This is a genomic window from Photobacterium arenosum, from assembly GCF_014841115.1.
Lineage (GTDB): Bacteria > Pseudomonadota > Gammaproteobacteria > Enterobacterales > Vibrionaceae > Photobacterium > Photobacterium arenosum.
This window is the reverse complement of the sequence record NZ_JACYTP010000008.1, coordinates 89,849-114,005: the sequence shown is the minus strand read 5'-3', so window position 1 is coordinate 114,005 and position 24,157 is coordinate 89,849. Positions and strand designations below refer to the sequence as shown.

The 24,157-nt window shown below is 54.2% G+C and carries 8 protein-coding genes; 6 read left to right on the top strand and 2 right to left on the bottom strand.

Annotation, left to right across the window (positions count from 1 at the left end; all coding sequences use genetic code 11):
- Positions 1 to 4: 4 nt before the first annotated feature.
- Positions 5 to 14,431 carry a retention module-containing protein gene (locus tag IFO68_RS13490; RefSeq protein WP_192016378.1) on the bottom strand — a complete coding sequence of 4,809 codons (14,427 nt, stop codon included), beginning with the start codon at positions 14,429 to 14,431 and terminating at the stop codon, positions 5 to 7.
- Positions 14,432 to 14,753: 322 nt separating this feature from the next.
- On the opposite strand from IFO68_RS13490, the gene IFO68_RS13485 reads away from it, so the two are divergent.
- From IFO68_RS13485 to IFO68_RS13460, 6 genes are all read left to right on the top strand, one after another.
- Positions 14,754 to 16,124, top strand: coding sequence for an HlyD family type I secretion periplasmic adaptor subunit (locus IFO68_RS13485; RefSeq protein WP_192016377.1), 1,371 nt, complete (start codon positions 14,754 to 14,756; stop codon positions 16,122 to 16,124).
- A 4-nt stretch (positions 16,125 to 16,128) separates the two neighbouring features.
- Positions 16,129 to 17,436: a TolC family outer membrane protein gene (locus IFO68_RS13480; protein ID WP_192016376.1), complete on the top strand. Its 1,308-nt coding sequence runs from the start codon at positions 16,129 to 16,131 to the stop codon at positions 17,434 to 17,436.
- 16 nt (positions 17,437 to 17,452) lie between these two features.
- On the top strand, positions 17,453 to 18,046 hold the full coding sequence (locus IFO68_RS13475; RefSeq protein WP_192016375.1) for an OmpA family protein: 594 nt from the start codon (positions 17,453 to 17,455) through the stop codon (positions 18,044 to 18,046).
- 63 nt (positions 18,047 to 18,109) lie between these two features.
- On the top strand, positions 18,110 to 18,757 hold the full coding sequence (locus IFO68_RS13470; protein ID WP_192016374.1) for a transglutaminase-like cysteine peptidase: 648 nt from the start codon (positions 18,110 to 18,112) through the stop codon (positions 18,755 to 18,757).
- 13 nt (positions 18,758 to 18,770) lie between these two features.
- Positions 18,771 to 20,705: an EAL domain-containing protein gene (locus IFO68_RS13465; protein WP_192016373.1), complete on the top strand. Its 1,935-nt coding sequence runs from the start codon at positions 18,771 to 18,773 to the stop codon at positions 20,703 to 20,705.
- Positions 20,702 to 22,828 (top strand): type I secretion system permease/ATPase, encoded by a 2,127-nt coding sequence (locus IFO68_RS13460; protein ID WP_192016372.1) that lies wholly within the window; start codon positions 20,702 to 20,704, stop codon positions 22,826 to 22,828. The genes IFO68_RS13465 and IFO68_RS13460 overlap by 4 nt, the downstream gene beginning before the upstream one ends.
- A 91-nt stretch (positions 22,829 to 22,919) precedes the next feature.
- Here the strand turns inward: IFO68_RS13460 and IFO68_RS13455 are convergent, their stop codons facing one another.
- The gene (locus IFO68_RS13455; RefSeq protein ID WP_192016371.1) at positions 22,920 to 24,038 is read right to left on the bottom strand and encodes a M23 family metallopeptidase; all 1,119 of its coding nucleotides are present in this window, start codon (positions 24,036 to 24,038) and stop codon (positions 22,920 to 22,922) included.
- Positions 24,039 to 24,157 lie beyond the last annotated feature (119 nt).

The following is a 24,157-nucleotide window of genomic DNA, read 5'->3' as shown; positions in this document are numbered from 1 at the left end:
GCCACTAGGGATCCAGGTTAAATACATTATTGTCGAACAGCGAAGTGACGATTTCTGTGGCGGTTGAACTGATATCCAGATCCAAGCCGCCCAGGTCCAGGTTTTCCAGCACCACATTGTGCTCCCCACTCACCGTACTTACTGCCAGATTGATGCTGTCGCTGGTATCGATATTGGCATCAATGTTATCGAGCAGACGGGTTAAGTTATCAGCGCCGCCGTCCGGTAAAACATCCGACAAGGTCAGTACATCTTCACCGGGATTCAAATCTGTAAACACATCGGTATTGGCCGGCGTGGTGACAGACGAAGTATTGATTACAAAATTATCGGCACCTTCCCCGCCGGTTAAGATGTCATCACCGGGTCCGGCAATCAGGGTATCGTCACCGGCCAGTCCGTTCAGCGTGCTGCCCGAAGCTTCCGCTGCCAGCTGATCATCTGCTATGGTGGCAAAGCTGATATCAAGCAGCAGAGCGCCATTATTAAATAAAGTTTCCAGTTTTTCTCCGTCGGTTAATCCGGCCGGATCTTCGCCAAGCAAGCTGGCCTGACTGACACCTTCCAGCACTATGCTCTGCACAAGGACACCGCCGTCAATAATATTGAGCAGCGTATTACTGCCACTGTCGGCCAGTTGAATTTGAGCAGTCAGATCATCAAACGAACTGCTGCCGGAAGTATCCACCGCTTCGGTCAGATCCAGGCCGTCGATGCCGGCTTCGAAATCTTTCACCGTGTCCGTGGCTTCATTGCCGGCCGTGCCTAAATCAGCCGCAATCCACCTGAACAGATCACGAACCCCGTCACCGGTGCCACCTTCTTCACCGCCCCAGAGAATGTCATCACCTGCACCACCGACCAGAATATCCTGACCTAAGCCGCCAATCAGAATATCCTGACCTAAGCCGCCAATCAGAATATCATCGCCATCCCCCCCCAGCAGCGTGTCCCCGCCATCCGCACTGATGACCAGATTCGGTGCGCCGCTATCACCGGCCCCGATTTCCCCGCCGGTATTGGCCGGGTCATCCACGCGGACTTCAATCGCGACCGGCGCTGATTCTGCCTGACTGCCGTCTACCTCTTCAGAAACCGCAACCACGGACAGATTGCTGGTCCCTTCCGGCAAATTACTGACCAAGAGATCACTGAGCTGTGCCGCAGTGACCGTCCAACTGCCATCGCCATTGTCTGTCCCGACCACAGCCCCGGTGCTGTCGACTAACTGACCCGTGCCGAGATTGCGAATCTGCACCGTCAGAGTTTCATTCGGATCGCCCGCCACGGCTTCAAGTCCCAGTAACGGTATGACCGCACCGAGCGCACCCCGCATCACTGCGGTCTGCGGGACAGACAGTGTCAGTGTCGGCGGTGTAGCCACCGGCGTCACCGTGACATTCACTGCGGTTGTGGCAGTTTTCGGGCCGTCAGTCCCGACGTTGCCCAGATCATTGACCGTCACTGTGACCGTATCTGCGCCATTGAAATCCGCATTTCCCTGATAATCCACACCTGCTGCCAGAATGGCATTGATCTCATCCAGGCTGCCTTCCAGCGTCACTGCGCCTGTCCCGTTATCGGTCACGATGACCGACGAACCACCGGGGACAGTCACGGTCAGCGTGCCCTGATCTGCGCTCAGGGTGGCGATCATCACGCCGGTTGATCCGGCTTCGCCGAAATCAACATCAGTGACGGATAAACCACTGAGAGTCAGTACAGCCTCTTCCGCCACGGTCTGATCGGGTAATGCTGGCAATTCAGGTGCATCATTGATGGCCTGCACCTGAATGGTCACCATGTCACTGTCTTCCAGCGGGCCGCCAGCGCCCGTGTTGCCCTGATCATTGGTCGTCATCGTCAGTGTGACTTCGCCATTGACGTTCAGATCCGGCGTAAAATTCAAACCACTGCCAAGCAGTGTGTTGATGTCTGTGACAGAGCCTTCCAGCACTAAGGTGTCTGTCCCGTCACCGGTGATCGTCAGCGCGCCCGTATTGCTGCCGTCCGGCACAGCAAGCACGCCGTCGCTGACGCTCAGTGTCACCGTCATGGTTCCCTCGGACGTTTCATCCACGTCCACATCCGTGACCTGCAGTGCCGTGATCAGCAGTGTGTTATCTTCATCCACCACCAGCGGATCCGACGGTACTTCATTCACCGGGGCATCATTGACCGGCTCGATGTCCACCGTGATTGTGGTGAACACGGCCTTGTCGTCGGTGGCCACATCGGTTTGATCCACGGCGCGGATTTCAAGGTTCAGTTCGCCATTCCAGTTCTCTCGGTTGGCATCGCCCGGCACAAAGACCAAACGGTCCAGATCAGCACTATCGACCGTGACCAGCCAGGTGCCGTCGCCATTGTCAGTCACCGTTCCGCTGACACCGTCTGGCAGCGCAATACTGCTGGATTCCGGTACATTCGACACCAGAACCTGCAGCGTTTCCGGCGGATTTTCAGTCACATTTGCCGCCCCGTTCGTATTACTGGGCGCGTCATCGAACGCTTCAATATTCAGGATCAGATCGATGTTCTGATCTTCCATGCCGCTGGCCGTCGGCGTGACATCGGTATCGACCCGATCTGCCACCGGATCGACCTGCAGTGTGAAGGTCGCACTCTGCTCAGAGGGCGTCGACAAACTTTCCTCTTGCGTGAAGACCGTCACCCCAATTTCTGCGGTTCCGCTGAAATCCATCGGCGGTGTGATTGTGACACTGCTCAGATCAAAGCTCGTACTGCCCGGTGGCACAGCAATGGTCCATTCACCGCCGCCATTGTTGGCCGCACCGCTGACCACAAACCCTTCCGGCACGTTGGTCAATTTGACAGAGAGAATTTGCTCGGAACCATCAATGTCGACGACTGAGCCCCCCAAGCCCGACAGACTGATAGCCGTGTCTTCGTCGCCGACCAGCGGCACATCGGTGCCGACAAAATCGACCGAATCATTCACAGCGACCACCTCAAAGGTCACCGTATTACTGAAGGTTGCAGTATCACTTTCTGTCGCCGGTCCGGTGGTCATGTCATAACTCGCGGTATCTGTCACTTCAACCGACAGCGACAACGACACAGTGCCGCTGAAATCCTGCGCGGGCTGGAAGACAATGCTGTCCAGCTGGCTCAGATCCGTAATCGTCAGTGAGCTGACCGGATTCCCATTGCTGTCGAGCAATGTCCCGGTTGCCGGATCGGTGACAGTCACCACAACCTGAGTGATGGTTTCCAGCCCTTCCGCCTGTGTGGTACTGATATCGCCGACAGAGTCCGACACATCCAGAATGATTTGCCCGTCTTCATAGGCCGTGCCAGTCTGGATGACTTCGGCTTCGCCGCTGTCCGACACAGGTTGCAGATCCGCATCCAGCCCCTGCGTTTCCACCACGCTTAATGTGAAGTCCGGCTGATCCACCACAGGTGAAATACGGATGGGAATCTCATCAAGCTGCTGATCGGTATCGCCGCTGACCGTGTCTGTATTCACATACTGGACACTGATCGTAAAGTCCCCGGCAAAATCCTGCGGCAGATTCAGGCTCACGCCGCTTAAATCAATGGTGCCGTCCGGATTCACCGTCGTTTTGATAACATACTGATTGGTCACAAAGTTAAAATCAGTGCCGGAAATCGTCACGCCCGGTGGCAAGCTGCCTGCATCAATCACCAGCGATAATTCATCATCACCCTGATCACCTGCAGTGCTGTTCAGGCTGACGATCTGATTCAGAAAGCTGCCCAGATCGACCTGCGTGTCTTCCGCCCCTGTGACTTCAATCGTCTCGTCAATCTGAATCTCAGCAGCGACCTGATCCTCCGCGCCACGGGTGAAAGTCACCTGCACCGTATCGGTAAATTCCACCAGCGCGCTGACGTCGCCATCATCACTGAGATCCTGCACCCGGCCTGCCACTTCTACCGTGGCTGTCCCGTTAAATCCCGGTGGCGGGATCACGACAATCTGATCCAGATTGCCATCCGGCACATACCAGCTGCCATCTCCGTTGTTAATCGCGCCTTCGGCCACAAAACCTGTCAGCAGATTACCGCCCGCATCGCGGAAGGTCAGAACCACATCGGTCACGACTTCATCACTGCTCGGATCCAGATCCAGGAAACGAATCGAACCCTCCGAGCCGCCGCCCCCAGTCAGATCCAGACGGTCGCCCACCACCAGCGTATCGGTAAAAATGGGATCGCCATTGGTGTCTGTCCCGGTTTGAATGCCAATGACGCCATCCGGCTCGACCACAGCCGTGATATTCAGCGTGACCGTGCCAGCCACTTCTTTGGTTGCCACAGCCGGTGAATCCACATCGTTCTCTTGCACCATCACCAGGGTATTGATTGTGACATCCAGATCCGAATCTTCCGGCGCAATCAGCTGAAGCTGTGCCCCACCCTCCAGTAACGCAAATTCCGCCGCAGTCAGGGTGACAGAGCCGGAAGCATCCACCGTCAGGGCAGTGATAGTTCCGCCATTGTTGATTTGCAGGCTGTAGCCCGGAGCCGTCGGTATATTCTGAAGCGTCAGCCCTGTGGCAAACTCTTTACTGTCGCTGAACGGTGGCTGCCAGTTGATGGTCACCGGTTGATCTTCCAGTCCCTGACTGGTCTGGGTGTAATCCCCGGCATCAATGACCGGCTCGATGTGAATCACAATCTGGCTTTCCTGTTCCAGTTGATCCCCATCGTTTTCTGTCACCACCACTTTGGCGTTCAGCACAATATCTTCGGTGCTGTTCAAAGGCGGCCTGACCGTAATCGTTCCGGCATCCAGCTTCACTTCATATTTCGGGGTGCCTGTGGCCGGGTCAATCCCGGCATAAACAATCGACTGAGGATTCCCATCGGCATCAAAGAACTGTGTGCCTTCCGGGATATTGCTGATCACCAGCGAGAGGGTTTCCGACGTATCCGTTGGCGCTAACACCAGCTCTCCGGAAATCACACTGAAATCAAGCACCGCTTCTTCGTCTTCATTGATCGTAGTTTCCACCCCCGGCAATCCACCGTCCGGCAGCTCGGTCCAACTGGTCCCGCCAATGTCAAAGTCCGGCGCATCAGCGACACCCGTCAGATCCACCTCGATGGTTTTCGCCGGAATCACCCGCTCATCGGTCGCCGTGGTGGTTGTGCCGTCTGCCAGCGTGATCTCAACCTGATCACGGACAACGCCTTCCACGGTGAACGAAAAATCGACATTGCTTTCAGGCACCGGTTGCAACTCAATCTCGCCGATGTCGGTATACGCAAATTCATAGACGCCATTGGCATCCGGGGTGAGTGGTGTGCCGTTTTGCAGCAGTACGGCGCCATCGGGCAGGTCGGAAATCCGGACGAACAGGGTTTCGACACCAAAATCATCGGCGGTGTCATCCAGCTCGGTCAGCGTAATATGATCGCTGAGCGGAATCGGTTCATCTTCCAACCCTTCAACGCGTGTCACTTTGAGCTGTGCATCGTCCGCCACCGGCAGCACATTGATCACCACTTCCTGCACCACAGACTGGGCAGTTTCCGAACCAGCCAGAGGATTGAGTGTTTCGGTACTCTGCGCAATCAGTTCAAGGCGAATATCACCACTGAAGTTTTCAGCAGGGTCGACAGCCACGGTATTGATCTGACTGACAGGCACCAGGAACGAACCGTCGCCCTGATCAATCAGCCCTTCACCGACTATCTGTCCCTCGCCTTCGACAATGCGCACAATGTATACCAGCTCTTCGGAGCCGTCGGTATCTTGCAGCAAGGCGTTGAATGACGGGCCGATATTGATGTTATCGCCATCTTCCTGCCCGTTGCCGTAGTGAACCTGTGCCGCGCCGTCCCAGACAGGCACATCGGCAATGCCCTGCACATCGACGGACAAGGTGCCGGTCAGCTGAGCAGGCGGCGTACCTTGTGTGACGTCAATCTGAGCGGTCACGGTGAAATCCAGCAAGAAGCCCGGCTCGGCGGCCGTCGAATAATCAGGCTCCGGTACAAAGGTCACCCCTTGCAGTTCAAACACACCGTCGCCGTCGGGATCAGTAAACGCGCTGGCAGGAATTTGGACCTGGCCGCCGCTCGGGGTGATCAGCACACCGTTAAAATAAAAATCCCCGTGCGGGTCAGCCGGCAGAACAATAAAAACATCACCTATGGTTTCGCCTCTGTCCTGATCGCCCAGATCGATCGACATGGTGACAGGAATCCCCAGCGCAGGATCGGCCAGACTCTCGTCCGGGTCCGGATTGCGTCCCTGCTCTTCCACGCCCTGCGCAGGATCCACAATGAGCACCGGGTTGTCATCTGTGATAGTCAAATTGATCAGGCTGGTGTCCAGATCGTTATCGCCATCGAGCACTTCGAACGTCAGCGTGCTGGTCAGGGCCGCATCGGCATGATCAATGTCAGGCTCTGACACGAAAAACGCGTCACCTTCCGGGTGGACGAATAACTGACCAATCAACTGGCCGCTTTCAAAAATATCGACCGCGAAAAACCCACTGGCATCCGGCGCCCCGCTCGTTAAATCGGTCCGGTTACCGTCTGCGTCAATAATGGCCGTCACTTGGGCATCATCGGCCCCTTCCTGGCTGACCGCCAGCAGATCCAGCGTGCTGCTTGTCTGGCCTTCCACTAAGGTATCGAAAGTCACATCAGTCGTTACCGGCAGGTCATCATTCACGGTGACCGACAGGGTGATCGCACCGCTGGGATCATCATCCTGATCAACAGCTGTGACGGTGAAATCCAGCTGCAGGCTGGTATCGTCATCCGGTTGCTGGTGATCAAGCGCCCCGGTCAGCGTAAAGCTGTAACTGGCTGTCACCACATCAAAATCCAGAATGAACACTGTGACGCCATTGGCCTGCCCCAGATAAGTGTCTGTCCCGGCGTCATACACCAGAGTCACAGGGTTGCCGCCTGAGGTCAGTCCGGCATTGGCGGCGTTAAAGGCATCGACATCCACGATAAATTCCGCCACTTGATCAGAGCCGGAATCCAGCGTGATCTGGCCGGTAGCAGACTCGCCGTCACCGCCGGGATTGGTGCCCGGATGGACGCCATTGCCGCCATCCAGATCGGCTTCTGTCACGCTCACCGCTTCAATGGCAGTGAGTACAGGATCATCACCGTCTTGAATCGTCACATTGACCGGCACCAGATTATCGAGAAAATCACCATCGCTATCCTGCACCTGAACCGGCAATTGGAATTGAATCTGATCATTTTGCGACACCACCAGGCCTGAGGTGTCTGTCCCGTTATGATCCAAGGGGGCAAGCTGCTCAACCACCAGTGTGATATCAAGCCCTGCACCATCGGCGTTCTGGGTGGCGGCCAGCGTCGCGGTCAGCACGGTTGCACCACCGGCGGTCAGGGTCAGTACCTTGGTCGCATTGTCCCAGTTTGCTGTCACTGGCTGGCCGCCTGCGGTGATTTCAGCCTCCAGTTCGGCAATCAGCTGAGCCAGCGTGGCAGCATCAAGTGTTGTGGTGGCCGGGTCGAGTCTGTCGACACCCGGATTGATCGTTAACTCTGTCTGTCCCGATACCGGATAACCGTCAGCCGGATCGGCCGGGGTGAGATCGCCTTCAGTAAAGACAATGGTATTCACACCGGTAAAGCTGCCGTCGGCGTTGGTGCCATCGGCAATGGTGATTGTTATCGTGCCCGGTGCGCTGACATCGCCATCCCTGTCCTGTGCCAGTACCGTCAGGGACAGATTATTGTTATCCGGCGCATCAAACTGATCGAGCGGCTGGGTCTGGTTCACCACATAGTTGCCGTCTGTGTCTAGGGTGATTGTCAGCACAGTGACTGAGGGATCATCGGTGCGGGTCACTGTGATCGTATCGCCGCTGACCAGATAATCAGTGTCGAAGCCATTGCTGGTCAGGTTGTCCAGCGCAGCCTGCGCCGCATCAAAGAACACAGCAACAATATCGTCACTGCCGGTATCCACCGCTATGCTGCCGTTACCGGTTGCCACTCCGTCATCGCCTTCATTGAGGCTGGCACCGGAATCGCTGCCAAATGCCGGCAGATCACCGTCGATGATCGCAATCCGGGTCACATCCGGGGTTATCAGTAAATCACCGTCACTGTCGGCGATCTGCAAGGGCACATCAATGCGAATGTCGCTGCCATTGGCCAGTACGATGTCGCCGTTGAAATCGACATGCTCTAACGGGCGGAACTGCTCCACACTGGCGGCCACATCCACGTCGCTGCCATTCTGGGTGGCCGTGAATGTCACGGTTAATACAGGATCATTGCCGCCCGTTGTCACCAGGGTAATAGTGACAACGCCATCGACGGATTCATCGACAACTGCGATTAACGCTTCACCGTTTGAGGTCAGAGCGGACAGCTCATTTTGCAGCGTGTCTGCCGCACCGGCTTCCAGCATCAGGGTGCTGGCGACCAGATCATCCGTCACGGCAGCAATTGCAAAGGTGGTGGCGTTATCAACCGGGTAGGCGTCTGCCGGAACCGTGGTGTCCAAATCGCCTTCGGTGATGCTGAGGGTTCGGTTGCCGCCTTCCGGATCCGGGCCGTCGGAAATATTAATGATCAGATTGCCCTGATTACTGCTGTCACCGTCCTGATCAACAGCGATAAGCGGCAGCACCAGCTCGGTGACATCCCCTTCCTCCAGTTGCTCCAGCGGCAGATGCTGCACAACCGTGTATGTGCCATCGGTATTCACAGTGACCGTCAGTACGGGAGTGCCGTCTGTGTCTGTCACCAATTCGATGACATTGCCTGTCACCGTATAACTGGTGTTCACACCGTTTGAGACCAGATCCTCCAGCGATGGCTGATTCTGTGCAAATTCAAGTGTGGCGATCGCATCGCTGCCAATGTCCAGCGGTATGCTGCCGTTGACCGTCTGTTCATCCAGGGTTTCAGTGAAGTTGGTGCCGCTGTCGGTCCCGAGTGAAGGCAGAACGCCATCGGTAATGGTGACCTGGGCATTGACAGGCTGCTGCAGTGAATCACCATCCCCATCCGCAAGCTGTACCGGAATACTGACCACCAAATCCGTGCCATTGACCGATACCAGCCCGGTATTATTACCGGCTTGATGATGATCAAGCGGTAAATGCTGGGTGGTCGCAAAGCTGAGCGTCACATCCTGACCGTTCGCGGCCTGTGCGGCGGTCAGGGTTATCGTCAGGGCAGGCGTACCGTCAGACAGCGCGCCGGTCAGCTCACCCGTTGCGGAGTCATAGCTGAACGTCAGCGCCTGTCCGCCTGATGTCAGCTCTGCTTCCAGTTCATCAATCAACCCCTGCAACTGAGCGGGGTCGATTTCAATCGTAGACGGGTCAAGCCTGTCCTCCCCTGCGATAACATCCGCCGTGGTTGAATTGGTGGCCGGGTAGCCGCTCGGTGACAGGTCGGGCTCGGTCAACGCAAGGGTAATCGTTCCGCCACCGGCAGGATCATCGCCGTCGGTTACAGTGACAGTGATAATGCCGGTATTGGTATCGCCATCCTCATCTGTGATGATGAGGCTCAGCGGCAGATCCAGGCTGTTGCCAGTATCCTGATCCAGAGTGCCGATCAGCAGCGTATCGTAGCTGCCATCTTCTGCAACAGTGACTGTCAGTATGAGATTACCATCGGCATCACTCACTGTGATTTGATTGTCACTGACCGCAAAGCTGACTGACTGGCCATTGCTGCTGATACCGGATAATCCGGGCTGATCGGGCGCAAAATTCAGAGTCGCTATGGCATCTGAGCCGATATCCACACCAATGTTGCCACCGCTGTTCAGCACGCCGTTATCCATGGTTTCATTTACGGTGACGCCTGTATCTTCCAGCAGCGCGGGAATATCGCCATCGCTAATCGTCACCGTCGCGTTAACCGGTGTAATCAGGCTGTCGCCATCGACATCATCGGCCTGGACATTGAAATTTATGGCAATACTGTCGCCGCTGACAGACACGAAACCATCGCTGTTTCCTGCCAGATTATGGTTGAGCGGCAGGTTCTGAGTGACTGCCAGATTGAGCGACACATCATTGCTGCCTGTGACCTGAGTGGCTGTCAGCACAATACTGACAGCGACTGTGCCGTCGGCCAGTGCGCCCTGCATCACCCCAGTGGCCGGATCATAGCTAAACGTCAGCGGCGATGTACCCGATGCCACTTCGGCATTGAGTTCATCCAGCAATGCCTGCACGTCGGCCGGATCGATTTGTACCGACTCCGGCACTAATCTGTCAGCGCCTGCGGTAATAACGATATCTTCACTGTTACTTTCCGGATACTGGGTGGGATCAGAATCCGGCTCGGTGATAGCAACAGCGACACTCTCTCCGCCAGCGGCATCACCGCCGTCGGTAATATTGACAGTGATAGTGCCCGGCGTGGTGTCTCCGTCATCATCGGTCAGCAACACGTTCAGCGGTATCACCAGAGGATCAGAATCTGTCTGATCAAAAGTACCTGTCAGGGTGACATCGTACGCACCGCTCTCGTCAATACTGACCGTCAGGATCACATTACCGCCAGCGTCGAGCACCTGCAGCGTTTCATCATCTAACCGGTTAACCGTAACCGCTTCGCCATTACTCTGTATCCCCACCAGGCCCGGCTGAGTCGGTGAAAACGTCAGGCTGGCAACCGCATCGCTGCCGATATCAATGCCTATGCTTCCGGGCAAAGTGGCACCCTGATCATCAGATTCGTTCACTGTGACTTGAGTATCATCGAGAAAGGCCGGCAGCTTACCGTCAATAATAGTCACGGTAGCAGCAACCGGTTGCGCCAGTTGGTCTCCATCCACGTCGCTGGCCTGAACAGGCAAATTAATCAGAATCGTCCCGCCATTGACAGTGACAAAACCGTTGCTATTACCGTTCAGGTTATGATCAAGCGGCGCATTCTGAATCACATTCAGTGTCAGGCTGATATCATTGCTGCCCGCCACCTGTACGGCAGATGGCAGAATGCTGAGAACGACAGTTCCATCTGCGAGTGTGCCTTCCAGCACCCCTGTCGTCACATTGACGGCAAAAGTCAAAGCTTGTCCGCCTGAGGTCAGCTCTGCATTCAGCTCTGTGACCAGCGCCGCAAGCTGAGCTGGATCGATCTCGACAGTTTCCGGTACTAACCTGTCTTCTCCTGCTGAGACGATCACGGTTGCAGTGCTTTCAGCGGGATAATTACTGGGCTCCAGCTCCGGTTCATTCACTGTCACCGCAATCACTTCACCGCCCGGAGGATCTTCGCCATCAGTGACAGTCACAGTGATCAGCCCCGTATCCTGATCACCGTCATTATCTGTGATGACGAGGTTCATCGGTATGTCCAGCGAATCGCCGGTCAGATGATCTAACGTGCCAGTCAGTATCACACTGTACTGACCATCAGGTGTGATCGTGACCGTCATGATCACTGTGCCATTATCATCTTCCAGCGTGATCTGATCGCCATTCGGGACCAGAGTCAGCGGATTGCCGTTACTGGTGAGCGTCAGATCCGGCTGGGTATCGTCAAACACCAGTGATGCAATACCGTCGCTGCCGATATCCAGGCCAATGGATCCTGTCAATGTCTGGCCGTTATCAGCCGTTTCATTGGCAGTTACCCCGGTATCCACCAGAAATTCAGGTAAATCACCGTCATTTATCACTACAGTGATTTCTGCCGGTGTCGCTAAACTATCACCGTCGGTATCTTCGGCATTCAGCGGCAAGGTTAATGCAATCGTCTCACCGTTAGTGGTGATATATGGCGAGATCACTGCGCTGGCGAGATGATCTAACGGCACATGCTGGGTTACTGTAATGCTGACCGCCAGATCTTTACTGCCGGACTGAGCCACGGTAAAACTGATTGCTAACGCCAGTGAATTGTCTGGCAACCTGCCTTCCAGCACACCTGTTGTTGGATTGACCAAGAAAGTGATGGTCTGCGCATCCGAAGTCAGTACCGCGCCCAGGTCATCAAGAATGGCTTGTAACTGCGCCGGATCCAGCGCCAGCGAATCGGGCACTAAGCGGTCGGCGCCAGCCGATATCACAATGTCATCGGTGCCGGTCTGCGGATAGTTATCCGGCTCAGAATCAGGTTCAGTGAAGGTAATGCTGCCCGTTTCTCCGCCTGCCGCGTTGTCACCATCCTGAATCGTCAGGGTGATCTGCCCCTGCGCTGTATCGCCGTCGTCGTCCGTTGCCAGTACCGCCACAGGCAATATGATCTGGTCATCGGCGCTCAGCTCATCGAACGAATCGGTGATGATCACTTCATAACTGCCGTCAATGCTGATGGTCGCGGTCAGAATGACACTGCCGGAGGCATCGGATATCTGCAGCTGATTGTCACTCACGTTGTAGCTAACCGGATTGCCGTTACTGGACAGGGCGCCAATCGCATCAGCCAGTGCCTGATTATCGATGATAGTAACGGAGGCTACATCATCGCTGCCGATATCCAATACGATCTGGCCTGCGACGGCAATGCCGTCATCCGTTGTTTCATTGACGATAGCACCACTGTCATCACCAAAAGCGGGAAACACACCGTCTGTTATTGTGCTGGTGACCAGCACAGGATCATCCAGAAAATCACCATCTGTGTCCTGCGCCTGCACCGGAACAGTGATCACTATAGTATCGCCGGATACTGCAACCAGCCCTTCGCTGTTCCCGCTCTGATTATGATTTAAGGGGAGATGTTGTGTCAGCGTGGCACTCACCGTCATATCCAGGCCATTGGCCGCCTGAGCAGGCGTCAGCACAATATCGACGGCCAGCGTGCCGTCCGGTAAGCGTCCTTCGATTGTATTCGTCTGTGGAAGGTAAGTGAATGTCAGGGGTTGATGGCCAGATTGTACTTCTGAGGATAACTCAGCCAGTAATGCAGCGCTCTGCGTAGTATCAACGGCCAATGTTGCAGGGTCGAGTCTGTCGACACCCGCTGTCACAGTGACTGAATTTGTGCTTGCTACCGGAAAGCCGCTTGGCGACAGATCCGGTTCAGTGACAGCTAAATCAATCGTTTCTCCGCCCGGTGCATTGCTACCGTCAGTAATGATCAACACCACTGTGCCAGGCGTGGTGTCTCCATCAAAGTCGATGGCTGTCACCCCCAGATTAAAGACGGTTTCATCTGAGATCAGCTCATCAATAGGCTGGAACAGTGTGAAAGCATAGGCACCATCCAGTGTAATACTGACGGCGAGGACAGTATTGCCTTGAGCATCCACCAACGTTAACTGGTTACCATCGACGCTCAGCGTCGTTGGCAAACCGTTGCTGGTCAGCCCGTTCAGCGCCGGTTGATCCGCATTAAACACCAGGGCTTCAATAGCATCACTGCCGATATCCAGTGGTACGTTGCCCATCTGCACCACGCCCATATCTGCCGATTCATCCAGACGTGTACCTGGGTCTGCGCCAAAGGCAGGATCCGTACCGTCCACAACAGTGACTGTCACGCTGACAGGAGTATCTAAGGCATTACCGGCGACATCAGCACCCTGCATATCTGCCAGAATCGTCAAAACATCATCAGCGATAGCAACCCTGCCGCCAGCGCCGCTGTCGAGGTGATCAACCGGACCACTCAACACGGTCGTCAAGGTCACAACCACATCCCGGCCACTCGATTCAGCCACCAGAGAAACAGTGATAACAGTTTGCCCCTGACTTTCCCCGACAATGGCATTCAGGCCAGCGTCAAAACGGAAAATGACGGGCTGACCGCCAGATGTCACTTCGCTGTTGAGTTCATTCAGTAAAGCATTCAGAGTGCTAGCGTCAAAAGTAAAACTGGTGGGATCGAGCGGTAGTGTACCGGCTTCTATCAGCACAACTGACGTTGTTTGGCTGGGATAGGTGTCCGGCGCTAAATCGCCTTCCGTCACAGACAGTGAAACGGATTCCCCGCCACCTGCGGCGTAGATGACATCCGTATCTTCGTCTGACTCAGGAAACACAAATTCATAATCTGTATCAAAGCCCGCTTCGGTAAGTATGCTGTCGCCATCATAATCAACAACCACGAAACCACTGTTGGCGGCCTCACCACTGGAACCTGCAGCAGCAGCTTCAAACACTTCCGTTGGATCTTCCCCGGCCAGGATCAATGCCTGGAGCTGTTCGATATCCAGCCCAACCGGCGGTGCTTGATCGCTGTCAGGCTGTTCAAACTGAACATTATCGGCAAGATCCGACACCCAGACTCCGGCGCCATCCAGCAAAACACAGGTCGGACAGGGACGATCGACCAACACAGGCTCACCGTTTTGCATCATGACATAACGGGCATAGCCGTTCGCGACCACCAGCTCATCGGGCTGAACCTGGTAGGCGAAGTCGACCGGTTTCACCGAGCCATCGGGCTTGATAACAAACACCACCCCGTTTTCAACGGTCAGGGTTGCCAGACCATTTGAGACAGACTCTGCCATAACGCCTCGCTGACACAGGGAAGCAATAACCTTGTCGTGAGCAACGATGTCTTGCCATTCGCTGACTCACTGTCGGGTCAGTGTTCCTCATCTGATAATTAAGAATTGTAGAATAGAAGTGATACACATCACCTTTTCTTGATCTATCCTTGTCAATACGGAGTTATTCAGTGGGTTAGCATCACACTGTTATCGATTTCGCATTCGGACTAATAGCCAAACTACTGAAGTCGGAGCGGGAAGTTGAGTGTTTAACCGGGTTATTTGCTCTCAGTCTTGCTATTGAGACAATTTCGCAGCTTCAACAAGAGCGCCGACAGATATGAAGACGCCGTCAGTGAACCGCAAGCATCTTGATTTTGTGGATGATAAAACCGCCGCTCTGCTGCTCAACACACCGAGCAGTGCCAGGCTAATACTCTGGGTTATTGTCATTTTCTTTATCGTGGCAGGTGTCTGGGCATCCCGCGCACAGCTGGAACAGGTAACGACAGGAAGCGGGAAAGTTATCCCCTCCTCCCAGCTTCAGGTGGTGCAGAACCTCGAAGGCGGTATTGTCAAAGCGCTGATGGTAAAAGAAGGCGAACAGGTACAAAAAGATCAGCCCCTGCTAATGATTGACGACACCCGTTTCCAGTCCGACTTCAATGAAAGGGCACAGGAGCTGGCCAGCGCCCAGGCCGATGCCATCCGGCTTGATGCCTTGCTCGATAATGTCACGGTTAATCAGACAAAAAAAATGGTGTCAGTATCCCGCCCGCCGCTGGTTTTTCCTGACACCTTCCTCAGCACGTATCCGGATCTGGTTAATCGTCAGCAGGCTGAGTACAGCGATAATCTGTCAAATATTGAAAGCCAGCTCGCCGTTGCCACCCAACAACTGCAGCAAAAGCAGCAGGAACTGATTGAAGCCCGCTCCAGGCTAAGCGGGCAACGACAAGGCTACAATCTGGCCAGCCGGGAATACAACATCACCAAGCCGCTGGCAGATGAAGGTGTGGTGCCTGAAATAGAGCTGCTGAAACTGCAACGCCAGCTCAACGATACCCGCAAAGAGATGCGCTCTACTGAGCTGCAAATCCCTGTCATTGAAGCGGCTATCCGGGAGGCTGAATTCAAGCGTCTGGATGTCGCCCTCAAATTCCGCTCAGACATTCAGGCCGATCTCAATCAGGCCACGGCCAGACGCGATGCACTGAACCAGTCCAGTATCGGTTTAGAGGATAAAGTCCAGCGCACCCTGGTGCGCTCTCCGGTCAATGGCACGGTGCAGACCCTGTATTTCAATACCATAGGCGGTGTGATTCAGCCCGGCATGGACATAGTCGCCATAGTACCGACCGAAGATAACCTGGTGATCGAAGCAAGAGTGCTGCCACAGGATATTGGCTTCTTACGTCCAGGTCTCAAGGCAATGATTAAATTTTCGGCTTATGATTACACTGTCTATGGTGGTTTAGAAGGCACACTGGAGCAAATCAGCGCCGATACGATTCAGGATGAAGAAGGCAACAGTTTTTATCAGGTAAAAATTCGAACAGAAACAAACAATCTCGCGGATAACAGCGGTGAGCAGCTGCCCATCATACCGGGAATGACAGCGTCGGCCGATATCATTACCGGCAAACGTACCGTGTTGCAGTATTTACTGAACCCGATACTGAAAGCCCGCAATTCCGCCCTGAGGGAGTAGACCAATGCACTATCTGTACACCAAGGTATGTACTGCACTGACCCTGGCGCTGATCACCGGGCTGGCCTCGGCACAATCGCTGGAGCAGGCGGTTGCCCAGACGTTGTCTTCCAACCCGGAAATCAAAGGGGCCTATAACGATTTCATGAGTCGCTATGAATCTATCCGGGCATCGAGAGGGCAATATCTGCCTTCTGTCGATCTGGAGGCCGGCATTGGCTACGAAGACTACGATGACACCACCAACAGCACGGGTGATTATAATCCGTCGGATGCCACCATCAGCATCAGCCAGCTAATCTGGGATGGTTCCATCACCTATCACGATATCCAACGCAATAAGTCCGAAGCCGAGGCACAACGCTATCAGTTACTGGCCGATGCGCAGGACAAAGCGCTGCGGGTCGCAGAGGTGTATCTCAATGTTCTGCAGGCGCAGGAAGTGCAGTCACTCTCGGAATCGAATTACCAGATCCACCAGCGAATTTATACCGATATCAAAAAACGCACCGATGCCGGTATTGGCTCGATTGCTGATTTGTCACAGGTCGAAGGCCGGCTGGCACGGGCGGAGTCCAACCTGATCGCTTCACGTAATAACGTGCAGGACAAAGTGACGGAGTTTTACCGGGAAGTCGGTGAACGGCCGGTCAATCTGGTTCAGCCGGAAGTGGATATCAACTACCTTCCCCCATCGCTGGATCGGGCCATCGAGATAGCAAGGGAAAACAACCCGACACTGAAAACCGCCAGCAATGATATTGATGCGGCCCATTATCAGTACAAGCAGGAACGCGGGGATTTCTGGCCGACTTTCTCGATTGAGGCCTCTCAGGAGTGGGGCGAAGATCTGGAAGGCACACCCGGTCATACCGACGAATTAAAAGCCGGGTTACGCATGCGTTATAACCTGTATAACGGCGGTACTGATATGGCAGAAAGCCGCCGGGCGGCGTACCAGATCAATAAATCCAAAGATATTCGGGACAGAGCGCACCGTCTGCTGGATGAAAGCACCCGGCTGGCATGGAGCGCCCTGGAACTCTCTGAACGCCAGACCCAGTATTTACAAAAGCACGTCGATGCATCGGCCCGTACCGTAGTCGCCTATGAGAAACAGTTTCAGATTGGGCAACGTACTTTGCTTGATGTACTGAACACTGAAAATGAACTGTTTGATGCGCGCAAAGCCTATTTGCAAGCCTTTTACGACGGCATACTGGCCAGATACAGAGTCCTGAATGCCACGGGTAAATTGCTGGATGAAATGCGTGTGGATATCCCGGACAAATGGGCTGAGTCAGTGCGCTGACGAGTAAGGAGGTGACATGCAACGACAAGTGATGTGTTTCTTGCTGACACTCGTACTGCCGGGCTGCTCAACCACGGTATCGGATCCGCCCGTCGCCGAACAGTCGCGTGATCTGCTGGATCAGGATTCAGACGGAGTGATCAATGCGCGGGAGCGATGTGCCGACACACCACTGCCGGCTGTGGTGAACAATGACGGCTGTCCTGAGTTAGTTGAAAGTAAGCGCACCAATCAGCTGCATATCTTGTTTGCGAACGATTCTGATGTCATCCCGTCAGGTTTTCGCAGCCAGATTCAGAAAATGGCCGCCTTTCTGAAAGCCTATCCGGAAACGGCAATTGAGCTTAAAGGCTATGCCAGTCCGGTGGGGGCATCGCCGCATAATCTGGATTTATCCAAACGCCGTGCCGCGAATGTGCGCACATTGCTGATTGACCAGGGTATCGCGCCTGAAAGAGTCAGAACTGTTGGCTTCGGAGATCATGAACCGGTACCGGGACAGACACGCGAGCAGACCAATATCCTCAGCCGGCGTGTGACTGCAACCGTGACGGGGGCCGATGCCGGGGTGCTGGAACGCTGGACTATCTTCACCACAAGGAATCAATAACACCATGACAGTACGGCTTACTCCGGCCCCCTGCTGGCAACGCCAGTGACGCGGTGGCTGTTGATGACATGGCTATTACTTGCGCTCCCGCTGAATGCATTAAATGAACAGGATCAGGCGGTAATTGATCGCGTCACGGCTTTTTATGGTGAACGCGCAGGCAAGCGGATGATCGCCTGGCGGCAACTGCTGACTTCGGTATCCCATCAGCAGGATTGGCAGAAACTGGAGCAGGTCAACCGCTTCTTTAACCAATTCTCTTTTCTGAATGATATTGAAATCTGGGGAGAAAATGACTACTGGGCAACGCCCTTTGAATTTCTCGGTGCAGCAGGCGGCGACTGTGAGGACTTTACTATCGCCAAATATTTTTCGCTGCGTGAACTGGGTGTTGATGATCAGAAACTCCGCCTTGTCTATGTTAAGTCACTCAAGCTGAATCAGTTCCACATGGTACTGGCCTACTATGCCAGCCCGAGTGAGGTGCCTGTCCTGCTGGATAACCTGGACCCTGACATCAAGCCCGCTACCGAGCGTCGCGATTTATTGCCCGTCTACAGCTTTAACGGCAGTCAGCTATGGCTGATGAAACAGCAAGGGCAGGGACAGCTCGCCGGTAAATCTTCGCGCCTGAAACGCTGGACCAACCTGAGAGATCGCTTCGACGCGCAGAAACTGGCGCGCCCGCTCATTAACCTGGACCAGCCATAGAAGGAAAGGACGCATGACACTCTACAGGCAAATCATTCTCTGGTTATTACTGGTCTTTGTGCTGCTGCTGGTGAGCGTGTTCTCGGTTCAGATTCACAATACCCGTAACTACCTGCTCAATCAGCAAACCATTGAGACAGACAATGCCGTGAATGCCGCCGGTCTGGCATTAACCCCTTATCTGGCTGAAAACGATTTGATTGGGGCGGAATCTGTGATTAACGCCATGTTTGACGGCAGTTTTTACCAGCGGGTTTCCCTGAACATTGTGACACCTCAGAGCCAGATCCTGAGGGAATACCCGCCGGGGGCTTTTGCGGTGCCCGGTTTTTTCCGCCGCTGGCTACCCATAGATCCGCAGACACGTTCAGTGACACTCACCAGTGGCTGGATGCAAACCGCCGAGCTATCGGTGACCAGCAATCCTGCGGTCGCTTACCAGCAGCTCTGGCAAAGCGCCATTCAGTTATTTCTGGCCTTGTCCGCCATACTCGGTTTGGGTGCCGCCGCTTTACTGCTGGGCCTGAACCTGATTGTCCGCAAACCGCTTAACCGGCTTCGTACCAAAGCACAGGCCATTTCCCGTCATGACTTCGGGGCGCCGCTGCCCCTGCCTGCCACCAAAGAACTGCACGATGTGGTAGACGCCTTTAATCAGATGAACCAGCAGATACGCCACCATTTCAGGCAACAGGCTGAAGAGGCGGACAGGCTTCGCATTCAGGCTTATCAGGATGCCGTCTCCAGGCTGGCAAACCGCCGTTTTCTGATGTCAAAGCTCTCTGCACTTGTTCAGGATAAGGGCCACGGGGGTATCGTCTTGTTACGTGCCGACATCGTTAAAGACACATACCAGCAACAGGGATTCCGGGCCGGCGACAGCCTGGTGTCAGCCCTATCCCGCCAACTGACGACACTGTTTGCCCCGAAGGCCACTCTGGGCAGGCTCAATCAGTCAGAATTTCTCTATATCGGGCCGGCTCAGTCGCGAACGGACTTGACAGAGATTGCCAGACGTATGCTCGATATCACCGATAAATGTCATCCGGTGCAAGAGGGGGTGGCTGAACATAACAGCTGCGTGGCCGTTGTGATGAAAGAGAAGATCCATTCTGTGTCTGATTTGCTGGCAGCGGCAGACAATGCCGTCAATCAGGCGTCCACTCAGGCAGACCTGCCACTGTGTGTCACAGGCGACGAAATCAGTTTACCCACTTTTGGTCGCCAGCAATGGCAATCGCTGATTGCTCAGGCCATCAAATCAGATCAACTGACATTCAGCTTTCAAACAGCCATAGATCACAAACACCAGCCTTTATTCAGAGAAGTGTTTACCAGTGTTGAACACCAGGGCCAGACTTACCGGGCGCAATTTTTCCTGCACGCACTGGATACGCTGGAAGATGGCGCCAGCCTTGATCGTGATGTACTGAGCAAGATGGCAAAACACTTAGGCTATCGTGATGATACTTCTCTGGTGCCCTTAACCGTCAACCTTAGCCTCAGCAGCATTCGCACTGCGGGTTTTCTCCGCTGGCTGGCAGGGTTTATGGCCATGCACCGTCACCTTAGCAGCAAACTGTTGTTAGAAATTCCTGAGGCGGCTTTTGTTCAGCATTTTGAATTTACCAGCCTCCTTTGCAACATCATTCGTCATTATGGATTCCGCTTCGGTATTGATAACTACGGGCACCATTTCAGTACCCTTGGCTATCTGCAGCGATTTAAGCCTTACTATGTCAAACTGGACTACGCCTATACCGGTCAGTTAGATCAGGATATAAAAACCGATGTCCTTCGCGCTGTCACCCGGACCGCAGATAATCAGAATATACTGACCATCGCCACCCGGGTTGAAACCCAAGCACAGATGAATACGCTGGCGGCCCTGTCAGTAAGAGGTTTCCAGGGCTATGTGGTCGACAGTCTGCTGAGGGTGTCACCATGACAGATCCTCTGCTGCTCGCTTTAATCTACGTCAGCCGCCACTATGGAGTAGCTAACACACCCGATGCGTTAATTGCCGACCTGCCGCTGCCAGACGGACAACTCACGCCCTTTCTGCTGCCCCGGGCCGCTGAAAAAGCCGGACTTGAAGCGAAAGAGGAAAAACTGGCGGTAGACAAACTACCGCCTATGCTGCTACCGGCCATACTGCTGCTAAAAGGCAACAACGCCTGCGTCGTCGTCAGCATTAACCATGAAAAACAAAAACTTGCCATTCTATCGCCGCAGTTTGACAGCGAAGAGCGCTGGCTTTCTTTTTCAGAATTCAATGACAGCTATATCGGCCACCTGTTCCTGCTCAAAAAACGGTTTCGATATGACGAGCGATCACCCGAACTGCTCAAACCCACTCAGGGCCACTGGTTCTGGGGCACCCTCTGGTTATCGAGAAATATCTATCGCGATGTGTTTATCGCCTCGATTCTGATCAACCTGTTTGCCATTGCCACGCCGTTGTTTACCCGGCTGGTTTACGACAAAATTGTGCCCAATCAGGCATTTGATTCACTTTGGGTGCTGGCCAGCGGCATCACACTGATCTTTGGCTTCGACTTTGTGCTTAAGCTAATGCGCAGCTATTTCATTGATGTGGCAGGGAAAAAATCCGACATTCTGATATCCGCCAAGCTCTTTGCCAAAGTCATGGGTCTGCGAATGGAAGCCCGGCCTCCCTCTGTCGGTGCGCTGGCCCGGCATCTGCAGGAATTTGAAGCGATCCGGGAGTTTTTCACCTCGGCGACCATCAGTTCACTGATTGACCTGCCCTTTGCGTTATTGTTTCTGGTCGTGATCTGGCTGATTGCCGGTCCTCTGGTCATTATTCCCATTATTGCACTGGCCTTGCTGATCCTTTACAGCCTGCTGGTACAGCGGCCTTTGCGAAGAAGCATAGAAGAAGGCTCGCGCCTGTCGTCGCAGAAACACGCTAACCTGATTGAAAGCCTGTCCGGACTGGACACCATCAAACGCTTCGAAGCGCAAAGCCAGTTTCAGTACAAATGGGAAGAAGCGGTTGCCCACATGGCCAACTGGAGTATCACATCGCGACGCCTGACCGATTCGGTACAGAACACCGCCGGATTCTGCCTGCAATTTGTCACAGTCGGCATGATAGTGTTTGGCGTGTATCAGATTGCCGCCGGTGAATTAACCATGGGCGGTCTGATTGCCGTATCCATGCTCAGCAGCCGCGCGGTTGGACCATTGGTGCAACTGGCTTTGCTGTCTACCCGTTACCATCAGGCAAAATCTGCTAAAACGATTATCGAACAACTCATGGCTTTACCTGTCGAGCAAGAAGCTGATAAGCGATTTCTACATCGTGCCTCCTTACAGGGCCGGATTCAGTTCAGTCAGGTCAGTTTTCAGTATCCCGGCCAGCAGCGTATGGCAATCAAAGACTTGGATCTGACCATAGAACCGGGGGAAAAAGTCGCCGTTATTGGCCGGGTCGGTGCCGGAAAAACCACCATAGAGCGTTTGATCATGGGGCTATACAAACCCTCGGCAGGTTCGATCAGCCTTGACAACACTGACATCGGCCAGCTGCACCCCACGGACATCCGGCGCAATATCGGCAGCGTGCCGCAGGATCTGATGCTCTTCTACGGCTCTGTCCGCGATAACATTGCGCTAGGCCGCTCACAAGTCAGTGACGATGCCATTCTCCGAGCCGCTGATCGGGCCGGTGTCACCGCCTTTACCCGGCAGGATGAAGCCGGGCTGGATCGTCAGGTCGGCGAAGGCGGACAGGCACTCTCCGGCGGACAGAAACAAGCCATCGCCATCGCCCGTGCCCTGCTCACAGAGCCCAAAGTTCTGGTTATGGATGAGCCCAGCAGCAGCATGGACAACAAAGCCGAACAGGCACTCAAACAGGTATTAAACAGGCTCGACAACGACGAAACCCTGATCCTGTTCACCCATAAAACCAGCATGCTGGATGTCGTCGACCGCATTCTGGTTCTGGAACAAGGCCAGCTTGTTGCCGACGGTCCAAAAGAGCAGGTACTGCAGCAACTTAGGGACGGAAAATTAAATGGCGGAAAAATGGGAGCTGGGTGAGATCGGAGTGACATAAAATGCTCAATCAGTTCCTCCCCCTTTTCAAGGGGGAGGAAATCTTTCGTGTGCAGTGCAAGCTCTGCTTCAATAATCACATGGCAGGATTATCAACCCGGCGCCAGAAGCAGATTTTCTGATTGCTGCGCTGATCCACCAGCCAGGTATAGCTGCAGTTATCATCGTAACTGTAGCGGCCAGTCTGAACCTGATATGGCCCAAAGCTGGTGCCTTGCATCGACTGGAAACGCCCCTGATACAGCAGTGAAAAATGCAGATGTGGCCCGGTTGACGAACCGCCTTCACACAAAGCGGTCGAGCGATTGCTGGCGTAAGTCCCCAACTTGGTATTTTTGGTAACCCATTGGCCGTTAGACACCTGAACACCATCCATGTGGTAGTAGTTTGTTCCCCAGCCATTCGGATTGGTTACCCGCACCTGACAGCGTGATAAAACCGTGGCATAGCCGTCGTGAGCGGCGGTGACACTGTATGTCGCACCGCCCCAGGCCGGCCAGTCGTACGACACATCAATGGAAGAAAGTGGAAAGCCGGATCCACTGTGAGCATGCGGCCCGTTAGGTACCCAGCTGTAGCCCTGAAACCAGGGCATCTGCATAAAACCGGAAGGAGGAGCGAGCGTGCTGACGGCACGCGATTGCGCACGACTCTGACGCGTTGGCGCCGACTCGCCAAACCAGGCCACATAATGTTGCGACCATTCTGCTGCGCGCTGCGGATCATTCAGTGTGCTGAGAATCGCCAGTGTAGAGGCATTGGCCGGTAACACTGTGTCAGCCTCGTAGCGGTAAAAGTATTGCGAGAGATGGTTAGCAACGCGTTTAATCGCCTCTTTAAGCTGAATATCTTGTGCTTCATTAAAATCCGCATCCGGATGCCAGTCTTCCGTTAACAGGACAGTGACCAGTATGACTCTGGGATCGACACCCGTCGCGCCACTCCAGTGCATCAGGGTTTCTTTCAAAGCGATCCAGTTCGGGGCATAGCTATCAAAAAATGCCTGTTCATCAAACGGGTTCTGATAGGGTCTGAATACAAAATCTGCGTCAGAGACCAGAGACTGAACGTCCGTACCCTGATCAATGACTTGTTGAATGACCGGAGAACTGGGCACAGCAGGATAAAGGTCATGAGCCAGCGCGACAGAACTGGCAATGAAAGGTAAAGCCACTAACACTATCGATTTTTTCATCACTAATATCTCCAATTGCTTATATGCAATGTGGAGTTTGGCAGGCGGCGATGGCTTCAGAAAAATAATCTGCTGATTTGCGAGTTAACAGAAGATTGAATGTAAGTATTTGTAATTGA

Excerpts from the sequence above, each read along its gene's own strand:
- IFO68_RS13465 (WP_192016373.1), top strand. The coding sequence starts at position 18,771 with ATGACACTCTACAGGCAAATCATTCTCTGGTTATTACTGGTCTTTGTG.
- IFO68_RS13485 (WP_192016377.1), top strand. The coding sequence starts at position 14,754 with ATGAAGACGCCGTCAGTGAACCGCAAGCATCTTGATTTTGTGGATGAT.
- IFO68_RS13455 (WP_192016371.1), bottom strand. The coding sequence starts at position 24,038 with ATGAAAAAATCGATAGTGTTAGTGGCTTTACCTTTCATTGCCAGTTCT.
- IFO68_RS13470 (WP_192016374.1), top strand. The coding sequence starts at position 18,110 with ATGACATGGCTATTACTTGCGCTCCCGCTGAATGCATTAAATGAACAG.
- IFO68_RS13480 (WP_192016376.1), top strand. The coding sequence starts at position 16,129 with ATGCACTATCTGTACACCAAGGTATGTACTGCACTGACCCTGGCGCTG.
- IFO68_RS13475 (WP_192016375.1), top strand. The coding sequence starts at position 17,453 with ATGCAACGACAAGTGATGTGTTTCTTGCTGACACTCGTACTGCCGGGC.
- IFO68_RS13460 (WP_192016372.1), top strand. The coding sequence starts at position 20,702 with ATGACAGATCCTCTGCTGCTCGCTTTAATCTACGTCAGCCGCCACTAT.
- IFO68_RS13490 (WP_192016378.1), bottom strand. The coding sequence starts at position 14,431 with ATGGCAGAGTCTGTCTCAAATGGTCTGGCAACCCTGACCGTTGAAAAC.